General features: G+C 64.3%; 20 protein-coding genes. 15 read left to right on the top strand and 5 right to left on the bottom strand.

Annotated features, from left to right (window positions below; translation table 11 throughout):
• Positions 1 to 61 precede the first annotated feature (61 nt).
• Positions 62 to 1,174, bottom strand: a complete 1,113-nt coding sequence (locus B1790_RS08000; RefSeq protein ID WP_079922683.1) for an epoxide hydrolase family protein — start codon at positions 1,172 to 1,174, stop codon at positions 62 to 64.
• A gap of 64 nt (positions 1,175 to 1,238) precedes the next feature.
• On the opposite strand from B1790_RS08000, the gene B1790_RS07995 reads away from it, so the two are divergent.
• Positions 1,239 to 1,763 (top strand): DinB family protein, encoded by a 525-nt coding sequence (locus B1790_RS07995; RefSeq protein ID WP_079922682.1) that lies wholly within the window; start codon positions 1,239 to 1,241, stop codon positions 1,761 to 1,763.
• Positions 1,764 to 1,765: 2 nt separating this feature from the next.
• Positions 1,766 to 2,377: a DinB family protein gene (locus B1790_RS07990; protein WP_079922681.1), complete on the top strand. Its 612-nt coding sequence runs from the start codon at positions 1,766 to 1,768 to the stop codon at positions 2,375 to 2,377.
• Between the two features lie 53 nt (positions 2,378 to 2,430).
• On the opposite strand, the gene B1790_RS34190 is transcribed toward B1790_RS07990, so the two are convergent.
• Entirely contained in the window at positions 2,431 to 2,922 is a 492-nt protein-coding gene (locus B1790_RS34190; RefSeq protein WP_142271143.1) for a hypothetical protein, read from the bottom strand.
• A 64-nt stretch (positions 2,923 to 2,986) separates the two neighbouring features.
• On the opposite strand from B1790_RS34190, the gene B1790_RS07980 reads away from it, so the two are divergent.
• Positions 2,987 to 3,895 carry an alpha/beta fold hydrolase gene (locus B1790_RS07980; protein WP_079922680.1) on the top strand — a complete coding sequence of 303 codons (909 nt, stop codon included), beginning with the start codon at positions 2,987 to 2,989 and terminating at the stop codon, positions 3,893 to 3,895.
• On the opposite strand, the gene B1790_RS07975 is transcribed toward B1790_RS07980, so the two are convergent.
• Positions 3,892 to 4,137 carry a hypothetical protein gene (locus tag B1790_RS07975; protein WP_079922679.1) on the bottom strand — a complete coding sequence of 82 codons (246 nt, stop codon included), beginning with the start codon at positions 4,135 to 4,137 and terminating at the stop codon, positions 3,892 to 3,894. The two genes, B1790_RS07980 and B1790_RS07975, sit on opposite strands and share 4 nt — an antisense overlap.
• 407 nt (positions 4,138 to 4,544) lie before the next feature.
• On the opposite strand from B1790_RS07975, the gene B1790_RS07970 reads away from it, so the two are divergent.
• The 6 genes from B1790_RS07970 (at position 4,545) to B1790_RS07945 (ending at position 10,116) form a co-directional block, all read left to right on the top strand.
• Positions 4,545 to 4,763, top strand: coding sequence for a hypothetical protein (locus B1790_RS07970; RefSeq protein ID WP_142271141.1), 219 nt, complete (start codon positions 4,545 to 4,547; stop codon positions 4,761 to 4,763).
• Between the two features lie 66 nt (positions 4,764 to 4,829).
• Entirely contained in the window at positions 4,830 to 6,176 is a 1,347-nt protein-coding gene (locus tag B1790_RS07965) for an AarF/ABC1/UbiB kinase family protein (RefSeq protein ID WP_079922677.1), read from the top strand.
• Entirely contained in the window at positions 6,176 to 7,078 is a 903-nt protein-coding gene (locus B1790_RS07960; RefSeq protein ID WP_079922676.1) for an alpha/beta fold hydrolase, read from the top strand. The genes B1790_RS07965 and B1790_RS07960 overlap by 1 nt, the downstream gene beginning before the upstream one ends.
• 154 nt (positions 7,079 to 7,232) lie before the next feature.
• The gene (locus B1790_RS07955) at positions 7,233 to 8,111 is read left to right on the top strand and encodes a cyclopropane mycolic acid synthase family methyltransferase (protein ID WP_079922675.1); all 879 of its coding nucleotides are present in this window, start codon (positions 7,233 to 7,235) and stop codon (positions 8,109 to 8,111) included.
• Between the two features lie 77 nt (positions 8,112 to 8,188).
• Complete coding sequence (locus tag B1790_RS07950; protein WP_079922674.1) at positions 8,189 to 9,079, top strand: cyclopropane mycolic acid synthase family methyltransferase; 891 nt, start codon at positions 8,189 to 8,191, stop codon at positions 9,077 to 9,079.
• Positions 9,080 to 9,216: 137 nt separating this feature from the next.
• The gene (locus B1790_RS07945; protein ID WP_079922673.1) at positions 9,217 to 10,116 is read left to right on the top strand and encodes a cyclopropane mycolic acid synthase family methyltransferase; all 900 of its coding nucleotides are present in this window, start codon (positions 9,217 to 9,219) and stop codon (positions 10,114 to 10,116) included.
• A 69-nt stretch (positions 10,117 to 10,185) separates the two neighbouring features.
• On the opposite strand, the gene B1790_RS07940 is transcribed toward B1790_RS07945, so the two are convergent.
• The gene (locus tag B1790_RS07940; RefSeq protein WP_079922672.1) at positions 10,186 to 11,892 is read right to left on the bottom strand and encodes a PE-PPE domain-containing protein; all 1,707 of its coding nucleotides are present in this window, start codon (positions 11,890 to 11,892) and stop codon (positions 10,186 to 10,188) included.
• Between the two features lie 627 nt (positions 11,893 to 12,519).
• Between B1790_RS07940 and B1790_RS07935 the strand changes: the two genes are divergently transcribed.
• The 5 genes from B1790_RS07935 (at position 12,520) to B1790_RS07915 (ending at position 18,458) form a co-directional block, all read left to right on the top strand.
• Positions 12,520 to 13,008: a hypothetical protein gene (locus tag B1790_RS07935; RefSeq protein WP_079922671.1), complete on the top strand. Its 489-nt coding sequence runs from the start codon at positions 12,520 to 12,522 to the stop codon at positions 13,006 to 13,008.
• 124 nt (positions 13,009 to 13,132) lie between these two features.
• Positions 13,133 to 14,986, top strand: a complete 1,854-nt coding sequence (locus B1790_RS07930; RefSeq protein WP_079922670.1) for a DUF4012 domain-containing protein — start codon at positions 13,133 to 13,135, stop codon at positions 14,984 to 14,986.
• Between the two features lie 163 nt (positions 14,987 to 15,149).
• A complete protein-coding gene (rfbA, locus tag B1790_RS07925; RefSeq protein WP_079922669.1) occupies positions 15,150 to 16,019 on the top strand; it encodes a glucose-1-phosphate thymidylyltransferase RfbA in 870 nt (289 codons plus the stop codon).
• A complete protein-coding gene (rfbB, locus tag B1790_RS07920) occupies positions 16,019 to 17,014 on the top strand; it encodes a dTDP-glucose 4,6-dehydratase (protein WP_369832312.1) in 996 nt (331 codons plus the stop codon). Before rfbA ends, rfbB begins: the two co-directional genes overlap by 1 nt.
• A 13-nt stretch (positions 17,015 to 17,027) precedes the next feature.
• Positions 17,028 to 18,458 carry a bifunctional dTDP-4-dehydrorhamnose 3,5-epimerase family protein/NAD(P)-dependent oxidoreductase gene (locus tag B1790_RS07915; RefSeq protein ID WP_079922667.1) on the top strand — a complete coding sequence of 477 codons (1,431 nt, stop codon included), beginning with the start codon at positions 17,028 to 17,030 and terminating at the stop codon, positions 18,456 to 18,458.
• 114 nt (positions 18,459 to 18,572) lie between these two features.
• Here B1790_RS07915 and B1790_RS07910 read toward each other — a convergent pair whose 3' ends face one another.
• Positions 18,573 to 18,770 carry a hypothetical protein gene (locus B1790_RS07910; protein WP_142271139.1) on the bottom strand — a complete coding sequence of 66 codons (198 nt, stop codon included), beginning with the start codon at positions 18,768 to 18,770 and terminating at the stop codon, positions 18,573 to 18,575.
• Positions 18,771 to 19,463: 693 nt separating this feature from the next.
• Here B1790_RS07910 and B1790_RS07905 point away from each other — a divergent pair.
• Positions 19,464 to 20,873 (top strand): polysaccharide biosynthesis tyrosine autokinase, encoded by a 1,410-nt coding sequence (locus B1790_RS07905; RefSeq protein ID WP_079922665.1) that lies wholly within the window; start codon positions 19,464 to 19,466, stop codon positions 20,871 to 20,873.
• The last annotated feature ends 224 nt before the right edge of the window (positions 20,874 to 21,097 follow it).

The following is a 21,097-nucleotide window of genomic DNA, read 5'->3' as shown; positions in this document are numbered from 1 at the left end:
CGTGCCGCTGATCATCACGGCGCCGACGCCGAGGAGGGCCAGGCGTAGAGCTGCGCGTCCGCTACTGCGGCCGATCCGCGAGGTCGAGGGCGGTGCGAACGCCTTGGACGTAATCGTCGGGGCATTCCCACGCCGCGAAGTGCCCGCCGCTGGCCATCTCGACGAAGGACCCCACGTTGAAGAACCGTGCCGCGAACTCCTCCGGGGCGTTGACGAGATCCTTCGGGAAGATCGTGAACACCGTAGGGACGTCGATGAATTCGCGAGGGTTGAGACCGCCCTCGACGTAGGGCGTGAACGACGTGCCGATCGCGCCGCTCACCCAGTAGGACGTAATCCAGGTGAGCAGTTCGTCGCGGGTGAAGATCGATTCGACGTCGCCGTCGCAGTCAGTCCAGCTGCGCAGCTTCTCCAGTATCCAGGCGGCCAACCCCGCAGGGGAGTCACCGAGCGCCACGGCCACGGTGTGCGGCTTCGTTCCCTGAAGGTGCATGTAGGCGCCCTCGGTGTCCTGCCAGCGGTGCCCGTGCTGCATGTAGGCCTGCTCGGCCTCGGACACGTCGGTGGGCGGGTTCACCAAGTACCGGTTCTGCGACACGTCGGTGAGGTGCAGCGCGGCGACGCGATCTCCGTGACGAGCGGTGAGTACTTCTGCGACGTCGGTGCCTACGTCTCCCGCGCTGACGACGTACCGGTCGTAGCCGAGTTCGGCCATCGCCGTCGCGATCGCCTCGGCCGACTCCGCCGCGTTCCGTCCGCGCCGAATGGTTGGCGCGGCGAACGGATAGCCAGGAAGCGCCGGCACCACCACGTGGACGTCGGACAGCAGTGGCAGGACCTTCTGAAACCGCAGCACCGAGTCCGGCCATCCGTGCAGGAGGAGCACCGCGGTGGCCTCGGGGTTGTCGGCGCGCTGGTGGATCGCCCGAATCGGAACGTCGGCGTCACGTCCGGTGAGCGTCCACGGCAGTGAACGAATCCGATGTTCGTGATCGCGCCAGTCATAGGACGTGCCCCAATAGTCGATCAGGCTGGCGAGGTAGTCGCCGTCGACTCCCCGTTCCCAACCGAATCCCGAGGGCAGGTCGATCCGCCGATATGCCAGGACTCTGGCTCGCAGATCGTCGAGTACGGGTTGTGCTACGGCGCGTGGTGCATGCTCCGGGTTGGTCATGTCGTCATGAGTAGCCCATCCTCTTAGGACCGAAACAGTCCTATGGAGCTGCGAGAGTAAACCCATGAACCTCGCAGCCCAGCTCTCGGAGCAACTCGACTGGCACTGGGAACACCAGCTCCGCCCCCGGTTCGACGGCCTCACCGACGCCGAGTACTTCTGGCAGCCGGTGCCCGACTGCTGGACCGTCCACGCGGGTGGCAGCGTCGACTTCGCCTACCCGCCGCCGCAACCCGAGCCCGTCACCACCATCGCGTGGCGGTTGGCCCACGTCATCGTCGGCGTCCTCGCGGTTCGGGCTCACTCCCACTTCGGCGGTCCGCCCGCGGACTACGAGACGTGGAGCTACGCGACCACCGCGGCGGACGCACTGAGCCAGCTCGACGACGCCTACGCCAACTGGACCGCCGGTGTCCGCACCGTGACGACCGCCGACCTCGAGAAGCCGATCGGCCCCGCCGAAGGCCCCTGGGCGGACCGCCCGATGTTCGACCTGATCCTGCACATCAACCGCGAAGTCATCCACCACGGCGCCGAGATTGCACTACTCCGAGATCTGTACGTCCACACCACCACGAAGGAGAACTGACCATGCCCGCGATGCCCGGTCCCGTTGCCGACGAACGTCAAGCGTTGCGCGACTACCTGTTTCAGCAGCAGTACGCCTTTCACGCGATGGCGTTCGGCTTGACCGACGACCAGGCGCGGTCGACGCCATCGGTCAGCGCCCTGTCGGTGGGCGCGCTCATCAAGCACGCCACCGGCTGTCAGCGCAGTTGGATGGCGCGCGTCGCCGCGGCACCCGAACCGCCACCGGCCGACGAGCGCCCGATGGAGGAGCGCCAGGCGGAGTACGCCGACGAATTCACGATGCGGTCGGACGAGACGCTGGCGTCGCTGCTCGAGGCGTTCACGGCGCAGAGCGCCGAGACGTTGCGCCTCGTCGAGACGGCCGACTTGGACGCCGCGGTGCCCGTACCCCGAGATGCGCCGTGGTTCCCCAAGGACGTCGACGCGTGGTCGGTGCGGTGGGTGATGTTCCACATGATCGAGGAGTTGGCCCGGCACGCCGGTCAGGGCGACGTCATCAGGGAGAGCATCGACGGCGCCACGATGTACGAGCTGTTGGCAGGCCTCGAAGGGTGGCCGGAGACCGACTGGCTCAAGCCGTTCACGCCGGCAAACTCAAACGATCTCGATTGACTTCGCGCGTTGGCGGGTAACAGGCCCTCAAGTCCTCATTGAGGAGACGTCATCTACACAGAATCGAGAGCACCCATGATCGCCGATCGCAGATCCGTTCGTTTCCGAGTCGCGACAGGTATCGCCGCGGCATTCGCGGTGGGCACGCTCACCGTGGCGTGCGGTGACAGCGGCAGCGGTTCCGATTCGAGCAGCACCTCCGAGTCCACCAGCACCGAGACGACGACCACCACGACCATGACCACGGCACCGTCCGAGTCGACGATGGCCCCCGCGCCGTCCGGCACGGAATCGGGTGCGCCGGGTGCGGGTGCAGGTGAAGGTGGCGCGACGGCCAGCGTTCCCGGCTCCGACACCGGCGCAGGTGCGGGACCCGGTGGCGCGACGGCGAGTGTGCCCGGCGGCGGCGCGGGTGCCGGCCCGGGCGGTGCGACGGCGGCCGTGCCAGGAGCCAGTGCGGGCGCGGGCCCCAACGGCACCCAGGCCTGCGCCGGCGGCGTGTGCACCCCGCCGATCCCCGGCACCGGATAAGCGCTAGTCACCACCCAGCGGGACTCGACGTCGTCAGCGGCGTCGAGTCCCGTTGTGCGCTCCCGGTAGAAATGAACGATGCGCGCACGGAGAGGACGAGCGGTCTGCGGGGACCCCTCCGCGCCAGTCGAGCTGTACTACGAGGACATCGGCCCACGGACGGCGCCGGCTGTCCTCTTGATCATGGGCGTCGGCGCGCAGCTGCCGATGTGGCCGGACGGCTTCTGCAAGCTGCTGGTCAAGCGGGGCTACCGCGTCATCAGATTCGATCACCGCGACGTCGGACTGTCGACGAAGATGAGCGGTCAGCGTGCCGAGGGTTCGGTGGTGCCGCGCATCGGGCGCTATCTCCTTGGCCGCCCCAGTCCGGTGCCGTACACCTTGGTCGACATGGCGCAGGACGCGACGGGTCTGTTGGACCACCTCGGGGTCGACGCCGCCCACGTCGTCGGTGCGTCGATGGGCGGCATGATCGCCCAGATCCTCGCCGGCATGCATCCCGAGCGGGTCAGCTCATTGGCGCTGCTGATGACCAGCTCCGGCAAGCCGTTGTCGGCGCTGCCCTCGTGGCGGGTGATCAGGCTGGCGCTCAACGCGCCGGGCAAGGACGCGCCGCGGGCCGCGAAGGTCGCCGTGGAGATGCGCAACATCGCGGTGATCAACGGCCCCAACTTCTTGCCGAGTGACGACCAGCTGCGGCATCGCGTCGAGACCCTGACCGCGCGCAGCGACTACAAGCAGGGCGGCCTGCGTCAGTTCGACGCGATTCTCGGCACCGGAAGCCTGCTGCGCTTCACCCGTCGCATCACCGCGCCGACCGTCGTGGTGCACGGGTCTCACGATCCGATGATGCGAATCCGCAACGGCCGCAACCTCGCTCGCGCCATCGACGGTGCACGGTTCATCGTCGTAGACGGCATGGGCCATGATCTACCCGAGCCCGTGTGGCGCCCCGTGGTCGACGCGGTGGTCGAGAACGCCCGCTAGCTCGCCCCGTACCGCGCAGCCTTGACCACGGGCACGGCCTTGGCGGGCATGTCCTTGGCGGGAGTGGTGATCGTCGTCGTCTCCCCCACGTTCATCGCCGGCGTTGGCGCGCCCATGTCCGCGCGTGCGTCGGGGGCGCCGCTGGCCATCACCCCGATGAGGCCCATCGCCACGACGGCGAGCCCGCCCGCCGCTGCGGCAGCGGTCTTGACGCGCAGTCCGTGTACCTGGTTCAGAGACATGTCGATCGAACTCCCTTGCCGTACTTCGTCGTCCAACCTCGCAGGTTGGTTGCACTCCGTTGAGTGGTTGCTGGGAGTCTGTAGCGCCACCGGGGCCTGCGACGGTTTCTCAAGGAACCCATGCTCAAGTCGGCAGGTTATTGCCAGCGAGTCTGGTGACCGCATGGCGCGCGTCTCAGGCCGGCAGCCTCGGCGATGAGGCCTCGCCGGCAAACGACGTAGGCCCGAACCGCCACTCCAGCGTTGCCGCGGCGGCCCCATGCCCTGAGCTGCTGTTCCGGGTTTGATTACCGCAGCGAGCCCTGACATCATGGTCGTCATTGATCGGGGGGTCGGCAAATTCAATGGGCAGGCACAGGCAGGCCGACGACGCGGTCGATGCGCAACGAGCCGTTCACGGCGATCACATGAACCGCGTCGTCGAGGCGCAGGCTGCGCTGGAGCGCGCCAGGCGGCAACCTGAGAAGCAATCTCGGTGGCGGCGGAAACGTGCCGCCACCGAACTCGAGGCCGCTGCGTATGCCGTGCAGGTGGCCGCGGAGGCGGCTCACGACGCCGGCGCCTCGTGGACCCAGATCGGCGACGTCCTTGGGATCAACCGGGCGACGCTGCCGCCCGAGGAGTAGCACACCCGATGTGACGCGTGCCACACGAAATTTCCGCCCACTCGGCACCTTTGAGACACTGCAGATATGACAACCACCAAGCACCGCGAGGTAGCCCGGCTGGATCGGGTGCCGTTACCAGTCGAGGCCGCCCGCGTCGGAGTGACGGGATGGCAGATTGCCCGCACCGGAGCGCGGGTCGTCAAGAACCTTGCCGGCCGCGGCTCCCTCCAGCAGAAGATCGTCAAGCAGATCCCGCAGACGTTCGCCGACCTCGGCCCCACCTACGTGAAGTTCGGCCAGATCATCGCGTCGAGCCCCGGCGCATTCGGCGAGCCGATGAGCCGCGAGTTCCGCACCCTGCTCGACCGGGTGCCGCCGGCCAACACCGCGCAAGTGCACAAGCTGTTCAAGGAAGAGCTTGGCGACGACCCCGCCAACCTGTTCAAGACCTTCGACGAACTGCCGTTCGCCTCGGCGTCGATCGCCCAGGTGCACTACGCGACGCTGCACTCCGGTGAGGAGGTCGTGGTCAAGATTCAGCGGCCCGGCATCCGCAGGCGCGTAGCCGCCGACCTTCAGATCCTCAAGCGGGGCGCGCAATTGGTCGAAATGGCCAAGATGGGTCGACGACTCTCGGCCCAGGACGTCGTGGCCGACTTCGCCGACAACCTGGCCGAGGAACTCGACTTCCGGCTAGAAGCGCAGTCGATGGACGCCTGGGTGGCACACATGCACACCTCGCCACTGGGCAAGAACATCCGTGTGCCGCAAGTCTATTGGGATCTCACCAGCGAGCGCGTGCTGACGATGGAGCGCATTCAGGGCGTCCGCATCGACGACGTCGCGGCGATCCGCAAGGCCGGGTTCGACGGCACCGACTTGGTGAAGGCGTTGCTGTTCAGCGTGTTCGAGGGCGGGCTCCGGCACGGCCTGTTCCACGGCGACCTGCACGCGGGCAACCTCTACGTCGACGGCGACGGCAAGATCGTGTTCTTCGACTTCGGCATCATGGGCCGCATCGACCCCCGCACCCGGTGGCTGCTGCGGGAGTTGGTGTACGCGCTGCTGGTCAAGAAGGACCACGCCGCCGCGGGCAAGATCGTCGTGCTGATGGGTGCCGTCGGCAACGTGACGCCCGGGGACGCAGCCGCGAAAGACCTTGAGGCATTTGCCACTCCGCTCACGATGACCTCGCTTGGCGACCTGTCCTACGCCGAGATCGGCAAGCAGCTCTCGACGCTGGCCGAGGCCTACGACGTGAAGCTGCCGCGCGAGCTCGTCCTGATCGGCAAGCAGTTCCTCTACGTCGAGCGCTACATGAAGCTGCTGGCACCGAAGTGGCAGATGATGACCGACCCGCAGTTGACGGGGTACTTCGCCAACTTCATGGTCGAGGTTTCCCGCGAGCACTCCGACGAGTTGGACGCCTAGTGGACATCCGCACGGGCACCGCCAAGTCGGGCGAGCTCGACATCGCCTACGAGGACATGGGCGACGTGAACGATCCCGCCGTCCTGCTCATCATGGGCTTGGGTGCCCAATTGGTGTTCTGGCGCAAGGGTTTCTGCGAGCGTCTGGTCAACCAGGGGCTGCGCGTCATCCGCTACGACAACCGCGACGTCGGACTGTCCGGCAAGGTCGAGGGCGGACACACCGGGGCGAAGCTGCTGCCCAGGATGGCGCGGTCTCAGCTCGGCCTGCGCAACCCGGCGGTCTACACCCTCGAGCACATGGCCGACGACGCCGCGGCGCTGCTGAACCACCTGCAGATCGAGAAGGCGCACGTCGCCGGTGCGTCGATGGGCGGCATGATCGCGCAGATCTTCGCCGCGCGGTATCAGCAGCGCACCAAGACCCTCGCCGTCATCTTCTCGAGCAACAACCAGGCGATGCTCCCCCCGCCCGGGCCCAAGCAACTCCGCGCGGTGACGACACGCCCCAAGGACACCTCCCGCGACGGCGTCATCGCCAACTCCGTGCGAGTCGGGAAGATCATCGGCAGCCCGGGCTACCCCGTGCCCGAGGATCGAGCAATGGCCGACGCCATGGAGAGTTACGACCGCTCGTACTACCCGGCGGGCGTCGCACGGCAGTTCAGCGCCATCCTCGGCAGCGGCAGCCTGCTGCGCTACGACAAGCAGATCACCGCGCCGACGGTGGTGATCCACGGTCGGGCCGACAAGTTGATGCGCCCGGCCGGTGGCCGCGCGATCGCCAAGGCGATTCGCCGATCTCGGTTGGTGCTGTTCGACGGAATGGCCCACGATCTGCCGGAACCACTGTGGGACGACATCGTCGGCGAGCTGAAGACCACGTTTGCTGAAGTTCCCTGATACGGGGCGAACACCGCCGCGAGGTGGCGCTTCGGTCGATTCGGCTGCCCACGGGAGGGCGGCGTAGAGTGCCTCTGGAGCGCATCGGCCGGCTCGGGTATGTCACTGTCGACGTCACCGAGCCCCTGATCAGCTAAGAGAGGCATTTTTCACCATGTCGAGTACCCGCAAGAAGGGTGGCCTCAAGCCGCACTTCGAGGACGTCCAGGCCCACTACGACCTGTCGGACGAATTCTTCAGTCTTTTCCTCGACCCCACCCAGACCTACAGCTGCGCCTACTTCGAACGCGACGACATGTCGCTGGAGGAAGCTCAGCTGGCCAAGGTCGACTTGGCCCTTGGCAAGTTGGGCCTCGAGCCGGGCATGACCCTGCTCGACGTCGGTTGCGGCTGGGGTTCGACCATGCTTCGGGCCCTGGAGAAGTACGACGTCAACGTCGTCGGTCTGACCCTGAGCGAGAACCAGAAGGCCCACGTCGAGGCCGAGTTCGCCAAGCACGACAGCCCGCGCACCAAGCGCGTGCTGCTCAACGGCTGGGAACAGTTCGACGAGCCCGTCGACCGGATCGTGTCGATCGGTGCCTTCGAGCACTTCGGCAAGGACCGCTGGGACGATTTCTTCACGATGGCCTACAAGGCGCTGCCCGACGACGGCGTCATGTTGCTTCACACCATCACGGCGCTCACGCTGCCGCAGATGACCGCGGCCGGGTTGCCGTTGACGTTCTCGATCGCCCGGTTCGTGAAGTTCATCCTCACCGAGATCTTCCCGGGCGGCTACCTGCCGACCACCGAGATGGTCGGCGAGTTCGGCAGCAAGGCCGGCTTCAACCTGACCAGGACGCAGTCCCTGCAGAAGCACTACGCCAGAACGCTGGACACCTGGTCGGCCGCGCTGGAAGCGCACAAGGACGAGGCCATCGCCGTGCAGTCCGAAGAGGTGTACGACCGGTACATGCACTACCTCACCGGCTGCGCCAAGGGCTTCCACGAGGGCTACATCGACGTCTGTCAGTTCACCCTCGCCAAGTAACTCCCCCCATCGCGGAAGTTCGACTCCCCTCGACCACCTGGTTTCGCGTCCCATCACCCGGAAGGCGGACCCATCTCATGGCCGACCTCGTTCCCCACTTCGACGACGTGCAGTCGCACTACGACCTGTCCGACGACTTCTACCGGTTGTTCCTCGACGACACGCACACCTACAGCTGCGCCTACTTCGAGCGCGAGGACATGACGCTCGAAGAGGCGCAGCTCGCGAAGATCGACCTGTCGTTGGGCAAGTTGGGCCTCCAACCGGGGATGACGTTGCTCGACATCGGCTGTGGCTGGGGCGCGACGATGATGCGCGCCATCGAGAAGTACGACGTCAACGTCGTCGGCCTCACGTTGAGCGAGAATCAGCACGCCCACGTCGAGAAGCTGTTCGCCGACTCCTCGAGCCCGCGGTCCAAGCGGGTGCTGCTCAACGGCTGGGAGCAGTTCGACGAGCCCGTCGACCGGATCGTGTCCATCGGGGCCTTCGAGCACTTCGGCTTCGACCGCTACGGCGAGTTCTTCAAGATGGCCTACCGGGTGCTGCCCGACGACGGCGTGATGATGCTGCACACCATTTGCGGGGTGTCGATGGAGTACGCCAGGGCCAACGGCGTGCCGCTGACGATGGAGCTCGCCCGCTTCATCAAATTCATCATGACCGAGATCTTCCCCGGCGGTCAGCTCTGCAAGACCGAGATGGTCGGCGAGCTCGCGGGGTCGGCGGGTTTCACGTTGACCAGGACCCAGTCGCTGCAACCGCACTACGCGCGCACGCTGGACATTTGGGCCGAGTCGCTCGAGGCGCACCGTGACGAGGCCGTTGCCTTGCAGTCCCAGGAGGTCTACGACCGCTACATGCATTACCTGACGGGATGCGCCCGGTTGTTCAAGCTAGGGCAGGCCGACGTCAACCAGTTCACGTTCACGAAGTCTCCGGTCGACCTGGGGTCGACCTCCCACTAACCGATACTCTGTAGCGCCTGAGGGGCGAGTTTGCGCGTTGCGACCCCTATCCGCGGGTAGGGTCCGAACCAACGGGACCACGACGACGACACATCTGCGCACCCGCTGCAGCGATGAAGAAAGGCCCAGCAGGAAATATGGCTGACAACACCGGCATCAAGGACATGACGCCGCACTTCGAGGACATTCAAGCTCACTACGACTTGTCAGACGACTTCTTCGGGGTGTTCCAAGACCCGACGCGCAAGTACAGCTGCGCGTTCTTCACCGGCCCGGACGCGACGCTGTCCGAGGCGCAGATCGCCAACGTCGACCAGCACCTCGAGCGACTCGACCTGAAGCCGGGCATGACGCTGCTCGAGGTCGGCTGCGGCTGGGGTCTGACGCTGCAGCGCGCGATGGAGAAGTATGACGTAAACGTCATCGGATTGACCCTCAGCAAGAACCAGCAGGCCTACTGCGAACAGTTGCTGGGCAAGCTTGGCAGCGACCGCAAGTTCGACGTGCGGCTGGAGGGCTGGGAGCAGTTCCACTCCCCCGTGGACCGCATCGTGTCGATCGAGGCCTTCGAGCACTTCGGCTTCGAGCGCTACGACGACTTCTTCAAGATGTGCTTCGACGTGATGCCCGACGACGGCCGGATGACGCTGCAGAGCAGCGTCGGCTACCACCCCGACGACTTGCTGGCGCGCGGTCGGAAGCTGACCTTCGAGATGGCCCGCTTCATCAAGTTCATGATCACCGAGATCTTCCCCGGCGGCCGCATCCCGAGCACCAAGATGATGGTCGAACACGGCGAGAAGGCCGGCTTCGTGGTGCCGGAGGCGATGTCGCTGCGCAACCACTACATCAAGACCCTCGGCATCTGGGCCGCCGCGTTGGAGAACCACAAGGACGAGGCGATCGCCGCGACCGACGAGGAGAACTACAACCGGTACATGAAGTACCTCAAGGGGTGCCAGTACTACTTCGTCGACGAGTCGATCGACGTCAGCCTGGTCACCTACCTCAAGCCTGGCGCCGCCACCGTCGCCTGACGGTCACGGACGAAAACGAAGCCCGGCACTCCCTCGCGGAGTGCCGGGCTTCTTTCGCTTGTCCTCGGGTCAGGCGGCTTGCTTCTCCGTGTCGCCGGCGCCCGCGTCCTTGGCAGGGGCAGCAGTGGTGCCGGTGTCGGTGCCGGTGACCTTGGTCGGGCCGTCACCTGCGGCGCCAGCGGCCTTGGCGTTGTCGGCCGCTTCCTTCGCCTTGTCCGCGGCAGCCTTCGCCGCAGCGTCCTGCTCCTTGTCGGCAGCTTCCTTGGCGTCCTTCAGCTTGTCGGCTGCGGCCTTCTCTTCAGCAGCCTTCTCCTTGTCGGCCTTCGCCTTTGCTTCGGCCGCTGCCTTCTCCGTGGCTTCCTTGTCCGAGGCTTCCTTGTCCGCAGCAGCCTTGGCGTCGGCTGCGGCCTTTTCTTCAGCCGCCTTCGCCTCCGCCGCAGCCTTGGCATCGGCCTTGTCCGCCTCGGCCTTTGCCTTCGCGTCGGCGTCCTGATCCGTCGACCCCTTCTCCCCCGACGCCTGCGGCAAGTCGGTACCGGACGTGCTCGAGTTGAGGGCGACCGGGGCGACCGTCTTGGTCTCGATCGCGTCGACGGTCTGCGGGGCGGCGCCGCGGGCGGCGAGTGTCGTCACCGGCGTCGTGGCCGGGGTCAACGATGCGCCACCGGCGAGCGCATCCTGGATGCCCTGTGCGATGGCGGCCACGAACTTCACCGAGAAGTCGACCGGGTTGAAGGTCAACGGGTTGAACGGCAGGATCGACAGCGTCCTGGCGATGCCGGGATTTGTGATGCGGTCATAGCCGAGGTTGACGAGCAACTTGGTCACCGGGTTGAGAAGTGCGACAAGAGGTTTGACGAGCCCGCTGATACCCAGCTGCTTGCCGATGTCGAGGACGGGCAGGTACAGCGGCAGCGCCCCTTGCTGCGGGATGAGGACGAACGTCGCGTCGTTGTAGGTGCGCTTCGGCGCATTGGTGATGGCAGTCGCCAGCGTGCCGTCGTCGTACCCGTACGGCAACGAGTCGGTCGGCGCGTTGCTGGTCGGATCCAGGTAGTAGCCGTGCACGTACTCCAAGGCCACCAACGCGTTCAGCAGCGCCAGCGGGTTGCCCCAGTACTGCGGAGCATCGCCGACCGGGTCGTATTCGAAGCTGTAGTTCGTGCTCTTGATTCCGATGTCGGTGGGCAACTGCGGGCCAAACGAGATGTTCAGGAACGGGATGTGGGGCAGGAAGCTCAGCCGCGACCACGCTCCAAGCGGGTTGTTGATGTTGCCGATGGTGACGACGGAGACGCGATCCTTGTCCTCTTCGGCGATGTTGTACATCTCCCGCGAAACGACCGCTCCGCCTTGGGAATACCCGAAGATGACGATCGGGTCCGACGTGTTCTCGAGAGTGTCCGTCAGCGCGGTGTCGAGGTTGGTGACGCCGGTTCCCACCGACTTGTCCCAGGTGTCGCACTTCAGCCCTGGGCACCACCCCGGAATGATGGCCAACGGGAAGAAGCTCGCCGGATAGTCGACGCCGACGAGGTTGCAACCGTCGGTCGAGGTACAAGGCTGGCCCGAGACGTTGATGTAACGGTCGGCCGCGTTCTCCTTGTAACCGACGACCGCGTTCGGCGGAAGGATGTTGTGGGTTCCCGTGCCGGGCACGATCAGCGCGGTGGCACCAAAGGCCAAGGCGGCTGCGAACGCCGAGCCGATGACCAGCCCGACTGCGCCGAGCATCGCGACGAACAGGACCCCAATTGAACGAACCGTGCGACGCATGTACCGACCTCCACCTACCGCGCCCATGGGCCTCGCGAGCGCTGACCCATCGGGAATGCTCGCACAGCGGGTGGCGACAGACGGGCTGATTGACCGTCGCGTCAGGAACCTGTGCGGTTGCTGTAGGTGCGAGGCCATGGGAAGTAGCGTCAGGCCGCAGCGGCTGCTGGCAAGACTCCGCACTCACCCGGGAGTCCTCTTCGAGAGAGCAGTGCCGTCGCCGCATGCCGGCGACCGCCATCAACGGTCCACGACGGGCTAGGCGAGAACGACAATCGCGCGGTCGCGCGACGCCTCATTTCATGTGACGACCGCTTCGTTGAACCCCGAGGTATGCCACCCCAGGCATCACGGCTACACACCCGGCTGAATAAAAACGGAGCCAACTGGCCATGTCCGAGCCCTTTGGCGGAAACAGCTAACAGATTTATTGACTTCACCGACAGACCTTCTCGAGACATTGGCCATCTTCGTTTGCAGAGGGGGCAGGTTCTCCAGCCATATTTCGTGCCCCATGAAGGCATTGTGCCCACCATCGTCCCACTTCAGCCCGCGTTTCCTGTTGACAACAGGCTCACAGTCTGGGATGTTTATCGCAATTAGCTTGGTCAAACAGCTGGGGGAGAAATGTCGACCGTTGCCACTCGCTTCACAAAGTTCCAGGTAGGCGCCGCCGCTGCGGCCCTAACCGCCGCCACCGTGCTCACGCCGGCCGCGCTCGCGCCGACGATGGCCTATGCGTCTCCGAGTACCACAACATTCATCCAGGGCATCGGTGGATATGTGACGGAGGAAGTCAGTCCAGTCATCTCACGCGCTGCACTCGCCGCCCCGTCGGCCGCTGCGGATTGCGCGACCGTGAACTTCTCAATCGGGTGCTACGCGGTGCAAGGATTCGCCGCCGGAACCCAAGCCATCGTCAGGGGGGCGGTCGTCTACATCGGAACCGCCGCCTATGTCGTGGCCGCGAGTACCGGTCAACTCTTCAAGGTAATTGGCAGCGTTCTCCCGGGGCCGATCGGCACCTTCTTCACCAACGTGGGCGACGGGGTAAGCGCCTTCGCCAACAACATTGCCATCACTTTCCAGGTCGGGCCCTACCAGACCGCTCAATAGAACGAGGTTGGACGCAACTCGCCAGTCAATGCCAACAGGCATCTGGCGAGTTGTTTCTTTTTGGCCAACTTTTGTAGCTGTTCTGCTGGTGCAGACTGCAACCGGAGCGCGGGGAATGTACTGAGTGGGCCTTTTCAGCTGGCGTCGGTCTGACGGCGATTCGATCTCCGACGACGAGTCTCGAACCATAGAAGACGACGATGAAAGACGGCACCGGTTCAGGCGCCGCCCTGTTGCTTTGGCGGCGCTTGCGGTGATAGTGGTCGTCATCGCCTTCGGATGCTGGCTCGGGTTCCGAGCGCAAGCAGCCAAGACCAATCTCGAACAAGCGCGGGCAAGCGCGCAGCAGACCAAAGATGCCCTGCTGCAGGGTAATACGGCTGACGCAGCGCGCTTTGCAGGTGATGCGCAGTCACACGCGCAGGCGGCGCGAGACGCAACACACAGCCTGCCGTGGAACATCGTTTCCGTCGTGCCGTGGTTGGGCAGCCCCTTCAAGACCGGTCAACAGATATCCGACGTGGTGCTCGGGCTGACCGCCGACGTGTTGAAGCCCGCTGCAGACGCCGGAGCGACTGTCGCGCCGAATCAGATGCTGGCTGACGGTCGGCTGGACGTGGAGGCACTGCGTCGAGAAGAGCCAGCGCTAAGCAAGATCGCCGCAGCCGCGGCCCGGCTCGACGCTGACGCCAAGGCGATTTCGAATCCGCGGTACCTCTCCGTGATTGGGGAGGCCCGATCAAAACTGCAAGCCCAGACATCGGACGTTGCGCACCTTCTGGGCGGCACGGCCATCGCCGCCCGGTTGGCGCCGTCGATGATGGGTGCCGACGGCCCACGCAGCTACTTCATGGGCTTCCAGACCAACGCCGAAGCGCGAGGCACCGGAGGCTTGCTTGGGGGATTCGGAGTCCTGCGGTTCGACAACGGCAAGCCCAGTGTGGACGCGCTGGGACCGAACACCGAGTTGTTCGACAAGCCATTCACACCGATCAGCCTCGGCCAAGATTTCGATCAACAGTACGGGTTCACAAAGCCGACCACTGATATCAAGAACAGCAATCAAAGCGCCCACTTCCCGTATGCGGCACAAATCTGGAAGTCGATGTGGGCCCAACAGTCAGGGATGGACGTTGACGGCGTCATCGCCATCGACCCTGTCGCCTTGAGCTACATCCTCGGCGCTACCGGACCGGTGGTGATGCCTGGTGGCGAGACGGTGACGGAAGGCAACGTCGTCGAACTCACCGAGTCGACGGTGTATGACCGCTTTCCCACCGACCAAGCCGCACGGAAACAGTATCTGCAGGACGTTGCCAGCGAAGTGGTCAAGAAGATCAGCGGCCCGGTGAAGTCTCCCCGCATATTGTTCGACGCCTTGGGTCGAGCGGTCAGCGAGCGCCGAATCTTGGTGTGGAGCTCGTCGCCCGCCGACCAAAAACTTCTGGAGGAAACTCCGCTGGCCCACGAAGTCCCCGACGATCCGGCGCCATACGCAGGAGTCGTCGTCAACAATCTCGGCGGCAACAAGATGGACTACTACTTGAAGCGGCAGATCGAGTATGTTGCCGACGGATGCGAGGGCGATACACGACTGTCGACCGTCACGGTTCGGTTGACCAATACACTCGCAGATGCGACACCTCTATCGGATTACGTCGCAGGGCGATTGGGCTTCTTCACCGGACTCGCGGAGAATATTCCAAAAGGCGCAATGCTCACGTCGGTCCGACTTCTCGCCACCAAAAATGCACAACTAATTGGTGTCCTTGCCAATGACACTAGGATCCGTGTCTTCGGAGCGTCGGAGCGCGGCCACCCGAGCTTTGAAGCCCAAGTGGCAATACCGCCTGGAAAGACTGCTGTTTTGACTTTCCGGCTCTCAGAGCCGACGGCTCCGGGTGAGGCGCGGGTACCAGTTCAGCCTTTGATCGACAATGTCACTCCAACGGTTTTGGTGCCAACGTGCACTGGATAGAGCCCGAGTCCGCACGGATTGTCGAGCGTTTGCCATAAGGCTTCTTTCTCAATGTCGTTGTTGACCAGACTGTTTGAGTCCACCGCCACGTCAGCACCGATTGCAGCGGAGCCACGACCCAAGTGGCAAAGCCCTGTTCCGCCGGCTGTGCCACGATGTACGCGTGCGGGGAATTATTTTGGCCGGGGGGTCAGGTACGCGATTGCATCCGATCACGCTGGGAGTGTCGAAACAGCTGATCCCGGTGTACGACAAGCCAATGGTGTATTACCCATTGTCGACACTGATGCTCGCCGGCATCCGCGACATTCTGGTGATTACCACCCCTCACGACGCGAGCGGCTTTGAGCGTCTTCTCGGCGACGGCTCCCAGTTCGGAGTGTCGATCTCCTATGCCCGCCAACCCTCACCGGATGGCCTGGCCCAAGCGTTCACCCTCGGCGCCTCCTTCATCGGCACCGACAAGGTTGCACTCGTACTGGGCGACAACCTGCTGTATGGCCCGGGCCTTGGCGGACAACTCAGTCGATTCACAGACATCGACGGGGGCGCCATCTTCGCCTACTGGGTAAGCGAGCCGACGGCATACGGCGTCATCGAGTTCGACGGTGACGGACAAGCGGTGTCGCTGGAGGAGAAGCCCGCGCAACCCAAGAGCAACTACGCGATACCCGGTTTGTACTTCTACGACAACGACGTAGTCGCCATTGCCCATGACCTGCGTCCGAGCGCTCGCGGCGAGTACGAGATCACTGACGTCAATCGTGCGTATCTGCAACAAGGCCGCCTGCATGTGGAGGTGCTGCCCCGAGGGACGGCGTGGCTGGACACGGGGACGTTCGATCAGATGACCGACGCCGCTGACTACGTGCGCACGATGGAGCGACGCACTGGGTTGAAGATTGGCGTACCCGAGGAAATCGCTTGGCGCCGAGGCTTTCTCACCGACGACGAGGTGAAGATTCGAGCCGCCACCATGGTGAAGTCCGGCTACGGCGGTTACCTGCTCGATCTGCTCGAGCGGGGACGATGATGCGGCTGCTGGTCACCGGCGGCGCCGGTTTCATCGGTTCGAACTTCGTGCACTACGTCGTGGACCACACCGACCATCACGTCACCGTGTTGGACAAACTGACCTATGCCGGCAATCTCGCGTCGCTGGAGGGTTTGCCCGACGACCGCGTGGCGTTCGTTCGAGGTGATGTCGCCGACGCGGCTCTGGTCGACGAGCTGGTGGGGTCGGTCGGCGCGGTCGTCCACTACGCCGCCGAGTCGCACAACGACAACTCGTTGCATGACCCAAACCCGTTCCTGCAGACCAACATCGTGGGCACGTTCACGTTGCTGGAGGCGGTGCGCAAGCACGGCACCCGGCTGCACCACATCTCGACCGACGAGGTCTACGGAGATCTCGATCTCGACGATCCAGCGAGGTTCACCGAAGACACTCCCTACAACCCCTCGTCGCCCTACTCCTCGACGAAGGCCGGTAGTGATCTGCTGGTGCGGGCGTGGGTGCGATCCTTCGGTGTCGCCGCGACGATCTCCAACTGCTCGAACAACTACGGCCCGTACCAACACGTCGAGAAGTTCATCCCGCGCCAGATCACGAATGTCCTTCGGGGAGTTCGGCCCAAGTTGTACGGCGAAGGCCGCAACGTGCGCGACTGGATACACGCCGACGACCACTCGTCGGCGGTGCTGACGGTCCTGGAGAAGGGCCGAATCGGCGAGACGTACCTCATCGGCGCCGACGGCGAGAAGGACAACAAGACCGTCGTCGAACTGATCCTTCAACTCATGGGTGAGCCCGCCGACGCCTACGACCACGTCACCGACCGGGCCGGCCACGACCTGCGCTACGCGATCGACTCGACCAAACTTCGCGACGAACTCGGCTGGCGGCCGCGGTACGGAGACTTCGAGCGTGGACTGGCCGCCACCGTCGACTGGTACCGCGATCACGAGGACTGGTGGGCCCCGACGAAGGACTCGACCGAGGCGTTCTACGCCGAACTCGGGCAGTGACGGCGACGAGCCCGTGACCGAGTACGGAAAGTCGTTGCAGGCCAACCCGACTGCCATCCCCGGGCTGACGGTGTGGGACCTGCCCGTCCACGGCGACAATCGCGGCTGGTTCAAGGAGAACTGGCAGCGCGAGAAGATGGTTGCCGCGGGACTACCCGACTTCGGTCCCGTCCAGAACAACGTCTCGTTCAACGACGCAGAAGGCACCACCCGCGGCATCCATGCGGAGCCGTGGGACAAGTTCGTTTCCGTTGCCTCCGGTCGCATCTTCGGCGCATGGGTGGACCTGCGCGCCGGCTCCACGTTCGGCGCGGTGGCCACCGCCGAGCTCGACCCGTCACGGGCGGTGTTCGTTCCCCGCGGCGTCGGCAACGCCTTCCAGACACTCGAGCCCAACACGGCCTACACCTACCTGGTCAACGACCACTACTCCCCCGACGCCTCGTACACGTTCCTGAACCTGGCCGACGAGACGGTGGCGATCGACTGGCCAATTCCCTTGGAGCGCGCGGAGTTGTCGGCGAAGGACCGCGACCATCCGCGGTTGGCCGACGTCACCCCCGTCCCGCCGCGCAAGACGTTGGTTCTCGGCGCCGGCGGACAACTGGGCCAAGCGTTGCGCCACGCGTACGCCGATCTGTCGAGCGTCGAATTCGCCGACCGCAGCGACGTCGACCTCACGGCACCTGGCCTCGAAAGCGTCCGTCGCTGGCGAGATTACGAGACCATCGTCAACACGGCCGCGTTCACGGCCGTGGATGCCGCCGAGACGCCCGAGGGGCGTGCCGCGGCGTGGGCGGCCAATGTCACCGGAGTGGCCGCGTTGGCGCGGATCGCGTCCACGCACGGCATCACGCTGGTCCACGTCTCCAGCGACTACGTCTTCGACGGCACCGCGCAACGCCCCTACCGCGAGGACGATCCCGTGTCCCCGCTCGGGGTCTACGGCCAGACGAAGGCGGCTGGCGACCTCGTCGTCGGCACCGTGCCACGGCACTACATCGTGCGCACCTCATGGGTGATCGGCGACGGCGCCAACTTCGTGAAGACGATGGCGTCTCTAGCCGAACGCGGGGTCGACCCGTCGGTCGTCGACGACCAGGTCGGCCGCCTCACCTTCACCTCGGATCTCAGCCGGGCGATCCGCCATCTGGTCGACGAGCGATCGCCGTACGGCACCTACAACGTGACGGGGGCCGGGCCGGTCATGTCGTGGGCCGACGTCGCCAAGCGCGTATTCGCGCTCACGGGCCACGACCCGAATCGGGTTACCGAAGTGAGCACCGCCCAATACTTCGCGACGGCATCCAATCCGGTTGCGCCACGGCCCAACAACAGCGCCCTCGACCTGGCCAAGATCGAGTCGGTGGGCTTTTCGCCTGCTGACGCGGTCGACGCACTCGCGGGCTACCTGGCGCGAGAAACCCCCACCGCGACACGGTAGGAACCGGCAGGCCCCTGGTCGGGTCAGGCCGGCTCGCTTCGCCTTGTTGGCAGCAGCGTTCGCCATTACGTCCTGCTTGTGTGATTGCGGTAGAAGCGAGGCAGCGGCAAGACGTCAAGCCGCGGCGGCGACGGGCGACGCGACTGCTGGCGTCAGGTTCTCCACCGCGGGAATCTCAACACGTACGACAGCGCTGCTGCCGAGGCTCCGCACCGACCCGAGCGCCGTCTTCAGAATGAGCAGTGCCACGACCTGCACCCCGGCGACCGCCAACAGCGGCCACAGCAGGCCAGCGGCGAACGACAATCGCACTGTCGCGTGACGTCCCATTTGGTGCGACATCCGTTTCGCAAATCCGATGCAACTCACCGCAAGCACGACGGGCACGCAACCGATGAAATAAAAAAGTAGCCAATTGGCCATGTCCAACCCCCCCGGTGGCGACAGCTACCCAAATTATGGACTCCACGGATAGACGTTCGCAAGACTTTGCCAGTCTCGGCTTACGGAGAGGCCTGTTTTTCAGCTCGATTCTCTCCAGCCCGATCAAGGTGCCGATCGACACCATGTTGACGTCAGTCCGTTCGATCGCCACCACCAAGGGCGTGATCCTGACGAGCGCAACCGTCAACGGCCGAACGAGTACCAGTAGTACGCGGCACGGAACTCGGCCACCCGGCGTCCGAATTCAGATAGCCATACCGCCGGTAAATCCGGGGAAAGGACGATCCCCTTAACCGAACCGGCGGTTCAGAGAGAGGCTCGTGTCCCAGTGCAACCATTGGTTGACGACCTCGTTCCCGCCGTCTCGGGACCTACATGCATGGATGATTCGTGACCGCCTACGAGCGGGCGAATCCGATTGCCACGATCGCGTCGCGTTGCGGCGCTAAAGGAGCGTCGCCGACGATGTGAGCGGTATGGTTGCCCAAGCCGTGACTTCGGACGACGGAGCTTAGGGGCCATGGGGGGCTGGGCGACCAGCGGTGAGGGGCGGAAACGGATATGGATATACGGGGCTTCGTAAGATTGCTGCGTTCCCGTTGGCTCATAGTCTGCGTGACAGTGCTGGTCGCGGTACTCGGAGCAGTGACCGTCACACTTCTCACAACGCCGTTGTACCAGGCGTCTACCAGGCTTTTCGTGTCGACAACTTCCGGTGCCTCGGTGAACGAGCTGTACCAAGGGAATCTGTTCTCGCAGCAGCGCGTGCTCTCCTACACGGAGTTGCTCCAAGGAGAAACCTTGGCGCAGCGCACCATCGATAAATTGGGTCTGGACACGACCGCGGAAACGCTGAGCGCCAACGTCGAGGCTACGGCGAAACCCGACACGGTTCTGATCGAGGTGAAGGTCCACGACGAATCGCCCGTTCGAGCGCGTGACATCGCAAATACACTGTCCGACGAATTCGTGGCAATGTCACGCGAACTGGAAACGCCGGGTGACGGATCGATCCCCGACGCGCGCGTAATCGTCGAACAGCGTGCAACCGTTCCTGCGGAACCTGTGGTTCCGAACACGAAGCGTAACCTTCTCGCCGGACTTGGTATTGGTTTGCTGCTTGGCGTGGGGCTTGCAGTGATCCGAGACCGACTGGACAACACCATCAAGGATCAAGAGACCCTCGAGGAGATCACCAAGACTGGTCTCGTGGGCACGATTCCGCTCGATAAGGAACGTCGAGAGAACCCGTCGATCGCCTTTGAGAACGACAATTCTGCAATCGCTGAGTCCTTTCGCAAACTTCGCACCAATCTCCAGTTTCTCGCCGTGGACAACCCGCCGCGTTTGATCGTCGTTACGAGTTCTCTGCCGGGCGAAGGTAAGTCAACGACCGCCATCAACATCGCTCTCGCGTTGGCGGAGGGTGAACACAACGTCGTGCTCGTCGATGGCGACATGCGTCGTCCCATGCTGGCCAAGTATCTCGACGTTGTCGGGACCGTTGGATTCAGCACCGTACTGAGCGGGGCAGCCACGTTATCGGAAGTGCTTCAGAAGACGAGTACACCGGGGTTGACCGTTCTCGCTTCAGGACCGACCCCACCAAATCCGAGCGAGCTCCTCGGATCCTTGGCAGCGCAGAAGATTTTGAGTGAACTGCGCTCGCAATTCGACTACGTCATCGTGGATTCTTCACCGTTGCTTGCAGTCACCGATGCCGCCATTCTTGCGACCAGTGCCGATGGTGTCCTCATGATGGCCCGATACGGACAGACCAAACGAGAGCAACTCGCGCATGCGGTCAGGAACCTAGAGGGTGTTGGCGTTTCACCTCTCGGCACGGTATTCACGATGACGCCTCACCGCGGAAACGACTACTACAGCTACAGCTACTACAGCGAAGACACACCAAAGCAGGCTGCTGGAACCAGCGGCAAACGTGGCCGCCGGCGCCGTAGCGACACGTAATGCCCGTTGAGCTCCACCGTCTCGCCTTATCGCTCCGCAAGAGTCAACGACGTCGTCGCTCGACGAGACGGAGGGAGACAAGTTCTGATTCGAGCGGCGACGGCAAGCTCTACAATACGTCCATCGCCCAGCAGTCGAGAGTCCGGACTGACAGCCGTTGTCGCCCAAAATGATTGGGTGTCGCACTTTCACATCGCGATAGTCGAGGGGGTTGCAACGCACAG

The organism is Mycobacterium sp. AT1, assembly GCF_002043095.1.
Classification (GTDB): domain Bacteria; phylum Actinomycetota; class Actinomycetes; order Mycobacteriales; family Mycobacteriaceae; genus Mycobacterium.
Note: the sequence above shows the minus strand (reverse complement) of the source record. Positions and strands in the feature narration are given on the sequence as shown.